The organism is Bacillus sp. PK5-006 (assembly GCF_054161415.1).
In genome coordinates, this window is the sequence record NZ_CP096414.1 from 3,675,793 (window position 1) to 3,689,286 (window position 13,494).

Below are 13,494 nucleotides of genomic sequence, written 5' to 3' on the forward strand. Positions count from 1 at the left end.
ACCCCAAGCTTGATGCCTAGGGCCTTTTTTAATCAGAAAATTAGCTGAAAAGGTAGCTCACAGATTCTTCTTCATGTACACGGATGATGGCTTCTGCAAGCAAAGGCCCAACCGAAAGCGGAATGAATTTTCCAACTTTCTTGTCATCAGTTAATTGAATACTGTTTGTCACAACCAATTCTTTAATTTTAGAGTTTGTGATACGTTCTACTGCTGGTCCAGACAATACTGGGTGCGTACAACAAGCATATACTTCAGCTGCTCCATTTTCGACTAGCGCATTTGCTGCAAGTGTAATAGTACCAGCTGTATCAATGATATCATCGATCAGAATCGCCGTTTTGCCTTCAATGTTACCAATAATGTTCATGACTTCAGCAACGTTTGGCTTTGGACGGCGTTTGTCGATAATTGCGATTGGCGCTTTCAGGCGGTCTGCCATTTTACGCGCACGTGTCACACCACCGTGGTCAGGAGACACAACAACGATATCATTCAAGTTCTTCTGTTCGAAATAGTTTGTTAAGATTGGCACAGCCATTAAGTTATCGATTGGAATATCGAAGAAACCTTGGATTTGCGGCGCATGAAGATCAAGCGCAATCACACGTGTAGCACCTGCTGTTTCAAGCAAGTTCGCAAAAAGCTTCGCAGTGATTGGCTCACGAGGTTTTGCCTTACGATCTTGACGTGCATATCCGTAATAAGGGATCACAATATTGACAGTTTTCGCTGAAGCGCGTTTTAGCGCATCCACCATAATGAGCAGTTCCATAATATGCTCATTGACTGGCGCACTTGTTGATTGAATGACATAACAATCACAGCCGCGGATACTTTCTTCAATATTGATTTGGACTTCACCGTCACTAAAACGTTTAACAGAGCTCTTTCCTACATCAACTCCGATACGATCGGCAATTTCTTTGGCAAGTTCAGGGTTTGAATTCAAAGAGAATATCTTTAAATTCGCATCAGCATAACGATTAGACATGGTATGGTAAACCTCCGGGTATTTGGATTATTTTTTATGAATATTTTTCACATAATCTTCTTTATTGACTTGTCTTGCTCTAGCAATAGACAATGCATCCTGCGGTACATCTTCTGTAACCGTTGAACCGGCTGCAACATATGCCCCTTTTCCGACAGTGACTGGTGCAACTAGATTTGAATTACAGCCAATAAATGCGCCGTCTTCAATCTTCGTTAAGAATTTGTTTTTCCCATCATAGTTGACTGTAATGGAACCACAGCCAAGGTTTACATCAGTTCCGACCTCTGCGTCTCCAATGTAGCTTAGATGAGATGCTTTGCTGCGGTCTCCGAAAACTGTTTTCTTGATTTCGACAAAATTCCCGATTTTTACTTCATCGCCAATTTTCGACAACGGGCGAATATGAGCAAACGGTCCAATTGTCACATCAACTCCAACCTCACTATCGCAGACGACAGATTGCTTAATGACTGTTCGATCTCCGATGATGCTGTCAACAACTTCAGTGTTTGGCCCAATAGTGGCGTCTGCACCGATTTTTACATTCCCTTTGATGACCGTCCCAGGATAAATAACTGTATCTTCACCGATGACAGCATCTGGCGAAATATACGTGTTCTCAGGATCAATCAAGGTCACACCATTCTTCATATGCTGATGATTAATACGTCGCTTCATGAATTGCTCTGCTTGTGATAGAGCGATACGGTCATTAACTCCAAGTGTTTCTTCAAAATGCGGTGTTTGATAAGCTGCAACTGTTTGCCCTTCATTTTTTAGAATTTCAATAACGTCTGGCAAGTAGTATTCACCCTGTGCATTTTCATTCGACACTTGCTCAATCACACGGAAGAGATCTTCATTTGAAAAGCAATAAGTCCCTGTATTAATTTCATTCACTTGACGCTCTGCATCGTTCGCATCTTTATGCTCCACAATTTTCACGACAGCACCTGTTTCGTCACGAATAATACGGCCATAGCCTGTCGGATCATCCGCATGTGCTGTTAAAATAGTGACTTTCGCTTGATGTTTTTGATGCTCGCTTAACATGGCTTCCATTGTTTCCGCTGTCAATAATGGCGTATCACCACAAATGACAATGGTTGTTCCCTTTTCCTGCGCGAGGAACGACTTTGCTTGTTTGACGGCATGGGCTGTTCCCAGCTGTTCTTCTTGAAGTGCATACTCACTTCTGTCTCCAAGCTGCTCTTTCACGTCCTCTGCACCATGACCGACAATCGTCACTAGCTTGGCTAAAGAAAGCTTTAACGCTTCATCTGCCACATGCTCGACCATTGGCTTTCCGCAAACTGGATGAAGTACTTTATATAGCTTTGACTTCATTCTCGTTCCTTTTCCCGCTGCTAAAATCACTGCGAACCGCTTATCCATTGATTGGCCTCCAATATCCCTATTATCCATAGAAAAATATATCCTAAATAAAGACTGATTTCAAGGATACATAAGGAAGTACAATAATTTTCTAACAAATGAAAGACTTAAGAAACAAGAGAAAGAACGCAAAAAAGACAGCATTTAAAAGAAAACATTCATTTTCTCTTAAAGCCGCCTTTTTAGGTTCACATATGATTAAGAAGCTCCAGCTTCTTCATATTCAATTGTTTCTTCCTCTTCGCCTAAGCGATGATATTCATTTAATACAGCATCTTGGATTTTACCCCGAGTGCTTGAATTAATTGGATGTGCAATATCGCGAAACTCTCCATCAGGCGTGCGTTTGCTAGGCATTGCTACAAACAACCCATTGTTTCCATCAATCACACGAATATCATGAACAACAAATTCGTGGTCCAGCGTGATGGATGCAATCGCCCTCATGCGACCATCGGTATTCACGCGGCGTAATCTTACGTCAGTAACTTCCACAGTAGTTCACCACCTTTTCCCAATATAAAAGCATTACTTAGGTATTCAACGATCGTGGTGATTCTCCTGCTCTTTTTTTAAACTTTTTTTGAAATATCGGGATATTTATACATTATTTGTCATATTCGTGACGGCGCTTACATTCTCAGCATAAAAAAAGACATCATGATGATGTCTTTCCCTGCATATGATGAAACCAAACGGCTTTCATTGAGAGTGCCTGTTTATTTTACTAATGCAACTACTTCTATTTCTACAAGCGCATCCTTTGGAAGTCTTGCCACTTCCACGCATGAACGAGCTGGTTTATGTGTATGGAAATACTCACCGTACACTTCATTCACTTCAGCGAATTGTTCCATATCTTTAATGAAAACAGTTGCTTTCACGACTGTTTCAAAGGAAGCACCTGCTGCTTCAAGTACAGCCTCAAGATTACGGAATACTTGATGTGTTTGTTCTTTAATATCTCCATTTACAAAATCTCCAGCTGGGGTTAATGGAATTTGCCCTGAGCTGTAAAACATGTTATTGACAATAATTCCTTGAGAGTAAGGTCCAATGGCTGCTGGTGCATGTTTGGTTTGAACAACTTTTGTCATATCAATCTCTCCCATTCAAATACATGTTTAATCAAAGCTTACGCTTTCGAATGAAAAAACTCGTGGAAATTGCCTTCATTGATCTCAATGATTTTTTGCTTCATATCAATGGTAGAAAGCTTTAACAACGAGACATATTCATCGACAAGACGTTCATCTACGCCTTCATCTTCTAAAAGAACACCGATCCCTGCAACATTTGCATTAAATTCCTCAAGCAAATTCATCATGCCGTTAATGGTTCCGCCCGCTTTCATAAAGTCATCAATGATCAACACATTGGAGCCTTTATCTAAGCTTCGCTTTGCAAGGGACATGGTTTGAATTCGGTTAGAAGAACCTGACGCATAATTAATACTGACAGTTGATCCTTCGGTTACCTTATTATCTTTTCTAACGATCACAACAGGCACATTTAAATAACCCGCAACAGAATAGGCAATCGGAATACCTTTTGTCGCAACGGTCATGACGACATCAATCGCACGGTCCGCAAAGATGGTCGCAAACAGCTTACCGATTTTCGCAAGAATCGATGGATTGCCTAAAACATCGGTTAAATATAAATAACCGCCAGGAAGTACACGTTCAGGAGTTGATAATGCCTCTCCGATATCGTTTACTACGTCATCTGCTTCTTTTAGGTGTATTTTTGGAATATATTTCACTCCGCCAGCAGCGCCAGGTACAGTGAGCAATGTGCCTATTCCCTGCTGTTCGAAGGTCTGTTTGATAATCGTTAAGTCTTCACTAATGGAGGACTTTGCAGATTGATAACGTTCTGCAAAAAAAGTTAAAGGTACTAGTACGTGCGGGTGGGCTAACAAATAATTTGTTAAGTCCACCAATCTGCCGCTTCGACGAAACTTCATGAACTTACCCCCAGAACCCGAATAATTTATGAATAATATAACTTAATATACGGATTTAATCAAGGGCATTTTGTTCGCCGATCATGCGGACAGCGTATACTTGATCACAAAATCCTCTCAGTCCGTTATATATTCTTTGTACCTTCGATTCATATTGAATCAAGCCAAATACCGTTGGGCCGCTTCCACTCATTAATACAGCATCAGCACCGAAACGCTTCATCTGTCTTTTGATCATATCTACTTCCGGATACATCTTTAATGTCACAGACTCCAGAACGTTACCGAGTGAGCCGCACATCTCTTTATAATCTTTCGCTTCAATGGCTTCAATCATACGCTGTACATTTGGGTGTTCTACTTTGCTTGCGTCATATTGTCTATAAACTTCAGCTGTAGATACCCCAATCACCGGCTTCGCTAAAATCACCCAGCAATGCGGCGGTGTCGCGATATGCTTCAGTTTTTCTCCACGTCCTGTCGCTAGTGCTGTGCCTCCGTGTACACAAAAAGACACATCTGAGCCGATCTCCGCTCCAAGCTCAGCCAGTTCATCTAACGTGAGATTTAACTTCCACAAACGGTTTAAACCGCGAAGTGCTGCTGCAGCATCACTGCTGCCTCCAGCTAAACCTGCTGCAACAGGGATTGCTTTTGTGATGACAATCGATACTCCTTTTTGAATACCGAACCTTGTTTTGAGTAATTTAGCCGCCTGATAAGCCAGGTTACGCTGATCATCTGGCACAAATCGATTATGAGATGATACACGGATTTCATCTTTATCCAGCTCCGTCAGCTCAAGTCGATCTGCAAGGTCTATTGTTGTCATCACCATCTCTACTTCGTGATATCCATCCGGTCTTTTTCCATGGACATCAAGTGAGAGATTAATTTTTGCCGGTGCTTTTTCTAAAATACGCAAACATTTCACCTACTTCTCCATCTAAACATAAGTATCAATATTGTATCACATTTGATGGATCTGATGAATATTGGCTTTTACGCCCAGCACACTGACTTTTCCAACAAAAAAAGCCAGAGACACCTGAGGTATCCCTGACCATTTTTCTATCGTTGATTCTCTTCCTGAGCCATGTGCTGCTGAGCTAATTCGATGGCACGTTTGACCATATTCCCTGCGTCACGCGCACGAATTTCTCCCCAGCCTCCATTTTTGACGGTATCATAAAATCCAAGATCCTTCGCCAGCTCGTATTTGAACTCATCTGACATAATGCCTCGGCGTCTACCCAAACGAAACAGCCCCTTTAGTCGAGAATTCGAATCAGTGCCACTGCTTTTGTGGCTTTCTTATTTTGTATCGAATCTTTTCTTTTACCCCTTTCAAAAAATGGACAGACTCCCATTCAGAAAAAAAGGCAAAACAAAAAGCAGTAAACAAGAAGTTCACTGCCCATTAATAGGCGACTGAGCTAGCGGCATCATCGAACGTTAATTCGACCGTCTCAGTCAGTATATCTGCATAACTGTAAGAAACTCTTTCAAACGAATTCTCATCTTGATCTAATTGAATCACAAATACAGAAGGGTACGTTTCAGCTAAAATGCCCGAACGCTCAATTGTTTTACGGCGGCCTCCGTTAGCCTTTAACGTCAAACGTTTACCTAAGTTACCATCAAGCGATCTTTTGATGTCGGACAAAGTCTTCGCCATTGCATCCACCTCACTGAGATAATTATACAACAACGGCCCATTTTTGTCAAATAAAAATTAAATTATATCAACCAACACGAGCCATTGTCAACAAAATAATTTTGACAAACTTCTACCTTTTCTCCTCCCTATTTTTCTCAAATTCCGGTGAATTATGTATCCGTTTGAAATTTCTTTTTACACATAAAAAAAACCAGACTGAAATCAGTCGGGTTATGTCGATTCATGGTCTTTTTTATATGGCATACCTACCCTTAAAACACCCTTCGTCTCGATGCCTCCAAGGCCTTTTTCTCTTGTTAATGTATTACGAAGCACATCCCACACGTTGATTCGATCTACAAATGGAGTGAAGCTGATCTTCGCAACGATATAGACGGGATCGAGCGCATGGATGTTCACACGTGAAGGTGAGCTTGCAAAATTGGCACCTGCTTGGATCAATGATTCGAAATGAGATTGACAGGCGCCTGCAAAGATCACAAGCTGATCTAAATGAGGAATTTTCTTTCTTGCTTTTTGAACCGTCTCAACGAAATGACGAGAATGGCGATAGGCACCGATATCATTTACGCCGCCCTTTTGCTTGGAATACGCATCATGCCCTGTAATGACCAAAATATCAGGCCGATATTGATCAAGTAACGAATCGATCACGCTTGGCATTTTCTTCTCATGACAATGCACTCCATATACAGGCACACCAATTCGTTCATATACATCTAAGCATTTCTTTAAGTATGAAGCATCTCCATCTAAATGAAGGACCTTTCCAGGCATGTGAAAATACTGCTCCTGATGCTGATATTGTCCAGAAGTATAATACTCTTGTTTTTCACGCAGCAGCTGATAATCCTGTCTTAGTAAGTCGAGCGATTCGTTAATTTTCCGTTCGTCGTCCTTCTCCCTTGTCAGCTGCTCCTCTTTTTGAATTAAGACGAGATCCGACATCTTAGCATCAGCAATCAGCCTTACTTCATTCCCATGCAATATGGCAGTGGCTTCGTGCTGATCTGTCTCATCAATTCGAATGATTCGAAACATAATATCCATTTGATAGGATGCCCTCGTCACCATATCTCCTATTTGAAATTGCATGCTGTTCACTCCACAATCAGGCTCATATCCTGTTGGTATCGTCTTTCATATGTGCTGTTCTTTCTAGCCTATGCCCGAACAGTTGAAGTGGTGAAAAACAAAAGAAAAAAGCCCTTACGAAAGGGCTTTTTGTAAAACATTCGACAAACGGGCAAATTCCTCAATGGATAATGATTCTCCGCGGCGCTTTCCATCAATATCTGCTGTTTGAAGTGCTTCTTCAATGATGGCTTTATGTTTTTTTCCATCAGGTAGATTATTCATCAAATTATTCAACAATGTTTTCCGGCGCTGGCCAAAGCTCGCTCGAATCAATTGAAAGAAAAACGCATCATTTTCTACTGAAACAGCAGGCGTTTCACGAACAGTCAGCTTAATCACAGCCGAATCAACATTTGGCTGAGGAACAAAAACCGTTTTAGGCACAACCATCACCGTTTTTGCTTCCGTATAAAATTGAACTGCGATAGACAGTGAATTGTATTCCTTAGATGAAGGGACAGCTGCCATACGATCTGCTACTTCTTTTTGCAGCATGACCACAATCCCTTTCAATGGAAGGTTTTCTTCAAGCAATTTCATAATAATCGGTGTTGTCACGTAATATGGAAGGTTGGCTACGACCATCACTTCTTTACAGTCAGCAAAATTTTCCTCGATGACCTTTCTCACATCCGCCTTTAATACGTCTTGATGAATGATCGTGACATTATCATATGGAGAAAGCGTATCGTTTAAAATAGGCAATAAACGCTGATCGATTTCAAAAGCGGTGACTTTCTTTGCACGTTTAGCGAGCTGCTCTGTCAATGCGCCGATACCAGGCCCAATTTCAATGACGCCGGTCTCATCTGTAACCTCCGCGTGATCGACAATGCGATCTAAAATATTTGTATCAATTAAGAAGTTCTGCCCTAAGCTCTTTTTAAAAGAGAAACCGTACTTCTTTAGTATTTCCTTCGTTCTGACGGGTGTCGCAATATCTTTATTCATCGGCTTCCTCCTGCATGACGGTCTTTAAGGCCGCAATAAAATCATGTTTGGTTATTTGGAACATGTGAAGGCGCTTTTGCAGCTGCTTCGCATTGGTATATCCTATATTTAAAAGCACTCCTAGTCGTTCGCGGCGGCGTTTCGATGCTTCGCCACCGATAAGGCCTGCGTCAAATAAGTCGTCTAATGTAATGTCACTTTCCGATTCTTCCATTTCTTCATGGACATGGGCAAGACATTCCCGAATACTGTCCAAGGAAGCATGCTCGACACCAATTCCTTTATCCCGCTTCGCCTTCGCAAGATGTTTTGGCAAAAAAGCGTGCTTACAGCCAGGAACTGCCTCTGCGATGGTTTTACGGATCTTCTCACCAGGAAAATCAGGATCTGTTAAAATAATGACCCCTCTCGTCTCCTGCGCAAGACGCACTTGTTGAATGACTGTATCGCCAATGGCGGATCCGTTTGTTTCGATCGTATCTGCATCAACCGCCATCTTCACCCTGGCAGTGTCATCACGACCCTCCACCACAATGATTTCTTTGATTTTCATGTATTCCTCCGCTTGCAAAAACAATCTACATTTTTTGGTTAAAAAAACGAAACCTTTCATGCTGCTTTTGCGTCTAATTAATTAGAAAACAGTGCTTCTATTATAACCAAAAAAACAGAGGGTGCGCAAAGCCCTCTGTTCATATAAATGATTTGATGTGTTTATTTGAGTACTCTAATTTTCACTCGTTTATTTCCCCATTGATAAGCTGCCGACTTACTTGGGACGAACACATCAATTTTATTCCCTTTTATAGCAGATCCAGTGTCTGATGCAACGGCATATCCATAGCCTTCCACATACACTTTTGAGCCCAGCGGAATGACACTCGGATCAACTGCTATGACCTTTGCACCCGGATTTGCTTTTAAATTAAAGCCTGTAGACGTTCTGCCCGTACATCCAGCACAGCTCGCTGTATAGGCTGTTGACGCCACATAAAATTCTTTTCCTGACGATTCATTGCTTCGTGAAACCGCAGGGGACGCTGTAGGCTCCTTTTTGGCCACTTGTGTACCAATAGCCACTAATCGGTCCTTACTATCTTTTTCGGTCACTTCTTTAATCAATTCTTTAGACACCACTTTGCCGTTTTCTTTCACAATGGCATAGTGCTTCTTCAATTTACCTTCTTCACCTTTTTTAAGTACCTTCTCTTTCCCTTTTTCAAGAGAATGATCCTTTTTATGTTTGGTATCAAAAGCAATTTTCTCTTCCACTACATCGGTGACTTTTTCCACCCGAGTGATCTTTATATCTGCGCTCTTTTTAGAAAGGTTACTATGTAACGCAGGCTTGATCTTATCGTGCTTCTTGAGCTTTAGCTCTTGTTGCTTTAAAAAGTCAGCGACCGTAGTCGAAGTGGTCCACACTTTTTTATCTTTTCCTCCATCATTTAAGCTGACCTGAAAGGCCTGCTGAACCACAAGATTCATATCCTTTGTTAACTTGTCATTCTTTCCAGGAGTTACTTGATCGTGCTTCCCAATATCTATCTTCTCATTCTTCAATAATGCTCCAACCGTCTGATCTGTTGTCCATATCGTTTTCTCTTTCCCGTCCAGGGTCAGATGAACCGGTATAGCCGCATCATACACAATGTTCATGTTGTCTTGAATCTTTGTATTTAGACTTGGAGAGATATGATCCTCCGCCTTGGTCCTTATGCCAAGGTCTGAAAGCAGCTGAGCTACTGTCTCTTCATGTGTACGAATTGTCTTCTCTTTACCATTGATTGAAATGGTAATGGACTGCTTAGTGAGCTCATGCGCACCGTAAGCCGTTCCAGTTCCAGCTAAAAGCAAGCAAACAACTAGTAATAAAACCTTGCCTTTTCCTAGCTTCACAGAAAACAGATTTTTCATTTTTTGTACGATGAAAAACGCCTCCTTCTCCTCGGAGAGATTATATAGAGTATCTCAAAACCTGTCAACCCTTCCACCCACTGTACAAAAATGCTCGATTGTAAACCTATTATGGGAGATTTATGGAAGGAAGGGAAGAAAGACTTATCGACAACTTATCCTATGAGGAGGCGCAAACGTGTAGAACTTTTTCGTTATGTTTCACAATTGGACAAGCTTAAACAAGGATTGACATCATATACTGTCAGTTTATACGGAAAACTTTTTTTGCATTTTTTGTTGTCAATTCAGCAAGCTCTTCAAAGCTGATTTCTCTCAGCTCCGCAATCTGTTCTGCAATATATTTGACATAGCTTGGCTCATTACGTTTCCCTCTAAATGGCACTGGCGTTAAGTATGGGCAGTCTGTTTCAATCAAAAGTTTGTCACTCGGTATCTCCTTTACAACTTCCTTTGGCTTTTTGGCATTTTTAAATGTCACGGGTCCACCGAATGAAATATAAAAGTTCATCTCCATACACGCTTTTGCAGTTTCTAGACTGCCAGTAAAGCAGTGCATAATACCTCCAACTTCAGCTGCTCCCTCTTCCTTTAAAATCGTCACGACATCTTCCGTTGCGTCACGATTATGAATAACGATTGGAAGCTTCACTTCCTTCGCAAGAGCAATTTGGCGTCTAAAGACTTCCTTTTGCACATCTTTTGGCGACTTGTCCCAATAGTAATCCAGACCCATTTCACCAATCGCAACCACTTTTTCGTGTTGAGATAAATCTTTGATCCAAGCCAAATCCTCATCTGTCATATCAATAGCATCGACTGGATGCCAGCCGATAGCTGCATATATGAAATCATACTCTTCAATTAATTCCATCGCTCTGGTAATTGTCGGGCGGTCAAACCCTACCACCACGATTTTCTCAACTTTTTCGCTTTTCGCTCTTTCGATTACCTGCTCTAAGTCTTCATTGTATTGTTCTGCATTCAAGTGGGCATGTGTATCAAATAACATGGTTGATTGCTCCTTTCGACAATTCTGCTAAAAAACAAAAGGTGTTCGACGAAATGTTACACGTGGAACACCTTTGTTGATTTATAAAATTTTTGTTCCATTTGCTAGAGTTTGATCTACTTCAAGAACCTGCAATTTCCCGCCTGTTTCTCCAGTTAAAATCATTCCCTGGGAAATTTCCCCTCTAAGTTTAACTGGGGTAAGATTTGCTACGCAAACGAGCTTTTTCCCTACTAATTCTTCTGGTTGATAGTGCTTGGCAATCCCAGAGACTATTTGTCTTTTTTCAAATCCAAAATCAAGCTGAAGCTTTAAAAGACGATCCGCTTTTTTCACTGGGGCTGCTTCCAATACCTGTGCAACTCGAAGATCAACTTTTGAGAAATCATCAAATGCAATTTCTGCTCCCAGCTCAGGTAATTCCGTTTCTTCGATTTCCACTTTCTCTTCTTCTACCTTAGGTGCACTTCCCTGCATTTTTTCTTTAATGTAGGCTACTTCTTCTTCAACCTCTAAACGCGGGAACAAAGGCTCTCCCTTTTGTACCGTTGCTTGTTGAATCGCACCAAATGATAGGATACTATCCCAGCTTTTGAGCTTCTCTTCTTCAATTCCAAGCTGGAAGAAGATTTTCTCAGGTGTTTTCGTTAGGAACGGCGTTAAGAGTACTGCAGTGATTCGAAGTGATTCTGCTAAATGATACATAACAGAATGCAATTCTTTTCGTTTTGTTTCATCCTTTGCCAGCACCCACGGGGCTGTTTGATCAATATATTTATTGGTTCTGCTGATTAATGTCCAAACATTTGAAAGAGCCACAGAGAATTCAAGATTTTCCATCGCTTCTTCATAGGCTTTGACTGTTTGTTCAGCTACTGCTTTCAGCTCTTCATCGAACTCATTAACAGGACCTTTATAGCTGCTTAATGTGCCGTCAAAATATTTTTGGACCATCGCAACTGTACGATTAAGCAAGTTACCTAAATCATTGGCAAGGTCATAGTTTACACGTTCCACGAATCCTTCTGGTGTAAACACACCATCTGCACCAAATGGTACTTCGCGAAGCAGGTAATAACGAAGGGCATCGAGGCCATAGCGATCAATTAATGTGACCGGATCTACCACATTCCCTTTTGATTTAGACATTTTGCCATCTTTCATGAGCAGCCAGCCGTGTGCGAAAATTTGTTTCGGCAGAGGCAGATCTAATGCCATCAACATAATCGGCCAATAAATCGTATGGAAGCGTACAATTTCTTTTCCTACGAGATGTACGTTGGCTGGCCAATATTTTTTATATTTTTCATCTTGATCTGTTCCATAGCCAATCGCAGTTAAATAGTTGAATAACGCATCAATCCATACATAAATGACGTGCTTTGGATTGTTAGGAACTTTAATTCCCCAATCAAAGGTTGTTCTTGATACTGCTAAATCCTCTAAACCTGGTTTAATGAAGTTATTAATCATTTCATTCTTTCTTGATTCAGGCTGAATAAACGATGGATTCTTTTCGTAATAATCGAGCAAACGGTCCGCATACTTACTCATACGGAAGAAATATGATTCCTCTTTAATTAATTCAACAGGGTGGCCGCTGTCAGGGCTTTTCCCGCCAATGACTTCCCCTTTCTCATTACGCTCAACATCAACAAGCTGTGTTTCCGTATAGAATGTCTCATCAGGAATACTGTACCAGCCCTCATATTGATCTAAATAAATATCGCCTTGATCAAGCAATTTTTGGAAGACTTGCTCAATGATTTTCGTATGTCTTTTTTCTGTTGTACGGATGAAGTCATCATTCGAAATGTCGAGTTTCTTCCATAATGATTTAATGTCTTCAACGACTGGATCTAAATACTCGATCGGTGTGATATTTTGTTCTTCAGCTTTTTGCTGAATTTTTTGTCCGTGCTCATCTGTACCTGTTAAATACATCACATCATAGCCTTGAAGACGTTTATAACGAGCCATAGCATCTCCTGCTACTGTCGTATAAGCATGTCCAATATGTAATTTTCCGCTCGGATAGTAAATAGGTGTTGTCAGATAAAACGTTTTTTTCTTTTCCGGCATGTCGGAACCTCCTGCGTGTGTGTAAATGTCAAAAACTCCCGCCCAATGGACGAGAGCGGTTATCATCATTACATGAAAATGTGTCAGATCAATTCATTTAATTTTGCACTTGTGCTTTCTCTATGATACCATCTTAGCCTTTAAGATCAAGCATATATACATAGAACAAGATGAAATGATCGAAAAAGATGAGTTTTTCGAAAAAAACGACAAACCCGTCGACATTTTGTCGAATATTGTCGTATTAAATCTATTTCCAGATTTACAATTGGCTAAATTAGGGCAAAAGTCTTGTTAATCTGATCTCGTCATTTCTTATATTTTCATAGGAAAAGCCTACAAAATCCTTATAC

General features: G+C 40.9%; 14 protein-coding genes. All 14 read right to left on the reverse strand.

From position 1 onward, the window contains the following. Window positions 1–40: 40 nt before the first annotated feature. The gene (locus M1D84_RS18755) at window positions 41–994 is read right to left on the reverse strand and encodes a ribose-phosphate diphosphokinase (protein WP_024425641.1); all 954 of its coding nucleotides are present in this window, start codon (window positions 992–994) and stop codon (window positions 41–43) included. Window positions 995–1,021: 27 nt separating this feature from the next. After that, window positions 1,022–2,392: a bifunctional UDP-N-acetylglucosamine diphosphorylase/glucosamine-1-phosphate N-acetyltransferase GlmU gene (glmU, locus tag M1D84_RS18760; protein WP_044334294.1), complete on the reverse strand. Its 1,371-nt coding sequence runs from the start codon at window positions 2,390–2,392 to the stop codon at window positions 1,022–1,024. A gap of 198 nt (window positions 2,393–2,590) precedes the next feature. Further along, window positions 2,591–2,887, reverse strand: a complete 297-nt coding sequence (gene spoVG / locus M1D84_RS18765; protein WP_008357439.1) for a septation regulator SpoVG — start codon at window positions 2,885–2,887, stop codon at window positions 2,591–2,593. 224 nt (window positions 2,888–3,111) lie between these two features. Continuing rightward, a complete protein-coding gene (gene ridA, locus M1D84_RS18770) occupies window positions 3,112–3,489 on the reverse strand; it encodes a 2-iminobutanoate/2-iminopropanoate deaminase (RefSeq protein WP_024425639.1) in 378 nt (125 codons plus the stop codon). A 38-nt stretch (window positions 3,490–3,527) separates the two neighbouring features. Continuing rightward, window positions 3,528–4,361 carry a pur operon repressor gene (gene purR / locus M1D84_RS18775; RefSeq protein WP_024425638.1) on the reverse strand — a complete coding sequence of 278 codons (834 nt, stop codon included), beginning with the start codon at window positions 4,359–4,361 and terminating at the stop codon, window positions 3,528–3,530. Between the two features lie 55 nt (window positions 4,362–4,416). Then, entirely contained in the window at window positions 4,417–5,286 is an 870-nt protein-coding gene (ispE, locus tag M1D84_RS18780) for a 4-(cytidine 5'-diphospho)-2-C-methyl-D-erythritol kinase (protein WP_019743558.1), read from the reverse strand. Between the two features lie 146 nt (window positions 5,287–5,432). After that, window positions 5,433–5,618, reverse strand: coding sequence for a small, acid-soluble spore protein, alpha/beta type (locus M1D84_RS18785; RefSeq protein ID WP_017366434.1), 186 nt, complete (start codon window positions 5,616–5,618; stop codon window positions 5,433–5,435). Between the two features lie 163 nt (window positions 5,619–5,781). Then, window positions 5,782–6,039, reverse strand: coding sequence for a biofilm formation stimulator Veg (gene veg / locus M1D84_RS18790; protein WP_024425637.1), 258 nt, complete (start codon window positions 6,037–6,039; stop codon window positions 5,782–5,784). Window positions 6,040–6,252: 213 nt separating this feature from the next. Then, window positions 6,253–7,137 (reverse strand): sporulation peptidase YabG, encoded by an 885-nt coding sequence (yabG, locus tag M1D84_RS18795; protein ID WP_024427198.1) that lies wholly within the window; start codon window positions 7,135–7,137, stop codon window positions 6,253–6,255. Window positions 7,138–7,251: 114 nt separating this feature from the next. After that, on the reverse strand, window positions 7,252–8,130 hold the full coding sequence (rsmA, locus tag M1D84_RS18800; protein ID WP_024425636.1) for a 16S rRNA (adenine(1518)-N(6)/adenine(1519)-N(6))-dimethyltransferase RsmA: 879 nt from the start codon (window positions 8,128–8,130) through the stop codon (window positions 7,252–7,254). After that, window positions 8,123–8,683: a ribonuclease M5 gene (gene rnmV / locus M1D84_RS18805; RefSeq protein ID WP_017359323.1), complete on the reverse strand. Its 561-nt coding sequence runs from the start codon at window positions 8,681–8,683 to the stop codon at window positions 8,123–8,125. The genes rsmA and rnmV overlap by 8 nt, the downstream gene beginning before the upstream one ends. Before the next feature lie 161 nt (window positions 8,684–8,844). Next, on the reverse strand, window positions 8,845–10,047 hold the full coding sequence (locus M1D84_RS18810) for a G5 and 3D domain-containing protein (protein WP_044334281.1): 1,203 nt from the start codon (window positions 10,045–10,047) through the stop codon (window positions 8,845–8,847). 244 nt (window positions 10,048–10,291) lie between these two features. Further along, window positions 10,292–11,059, reverse strand: a complete 768-nt coding sequence (locus M1D84_RS18815) for a TatD family hydrolase (protein ID WP_024425634.1) — start codon at window positions 11,057–11,059, stop codon at window positions 10,292–10,294. Window positions 11,060–11,140: 81 nt separating this feature from the next. After that, window positions 11,141–13,141: a methionine--tRNA ligase gene (gene metG, locus M1D84_RS18820; protein WP_024427203.1), complete on the reverse strand. Its 2,001-nt coding sequence runs from the start codon at window positions 13,139–13,141 to the stop codon at window positions 11,141–11,143. Window positions 13,142–13,494: the final 353 nt, after the last annotated feature.

What these genes read in the sequence shown, in the direction of transcription:
- purR (WP_024425638.1), bottom strand. Translation starts at nt 4,361, where the DNA reads ATGAAGTTTCGTCGAAGCGGCAGATTGGTGGACTTAACAAATTATTTG.
- M1D84_RS18810 (WP_044334281.1), bottom strand. Translation starts at nt 10,047, where the DNA reads ATGAAAAATCTGTTTTCTGTGAAGCTAGGAAAAGGCAAGGTTTTATTA.
- M1D84_RS18815 (WP_024425634.1), bottom strand. Translation starts at nt 11,059, where the DNA reads ATGTTATTTGATACACATGCCCACTTGAATGCAGAACAATACAATGAA.
- yabG (WP_024427198.1), bottom strand. Translation starts at nt 7,137, where the DNA reads ATGCAATTTCAAATAGGAGATATGGTGACGAGGGCATCCTATCAAATG.
- rsmA (WP_024425636.1), bottom strand. Translation starts at nt 8,130, where the DNA reads ATGAATAAAGATATTGCGACACCCGTCAGAACGAAGGAAATACTAAAG.
- metG (WP_024427203.1), bottom strand. Translation starts at nt 13,141, where the DNA reads ATGCCGGAAAAGAAAAAAACGTTTTATCTGACAACACCTATTTACTAT.
- M1D84_RS18755 (WP_024425641.1), bottom strand. Translation starts at nt 994, where the DNA reads ATGTCTAATCGTTATGCTGATGCGAATTTAAAGATATTCTCTTTGAAT.
- ridA (WP_024425639.1), bottom strand. Translation starts at nt 3,489, where the DNA reads ATGACAAAAGTTGTTCAAACCAAACATGCACCAGCAGCCATTGGACCT.
- veg (WP_024425637.1), bottom strand. Translation starts at nt 6,039, where the DNA reads ATGGCGAAGACTTTGTCCGACATCAAAAGATCGCTTGATGGTAACTTA.
- glmU (WP_044334294.1), bottom strand. Translation starts at nt 2,392, where the DNA reads ATGGATAAGCGGTTCGCAGTGATTTTAGCAGCGGGAAAAGGAACGAGA.
- rnmV (WP_017359323.1), bottom strand. Translation starts at nt 8,683, where the DNA reads ATGAAAATCAAAGAAATCATTGTGGTGGAGGGTCGTGATGACACTGCC.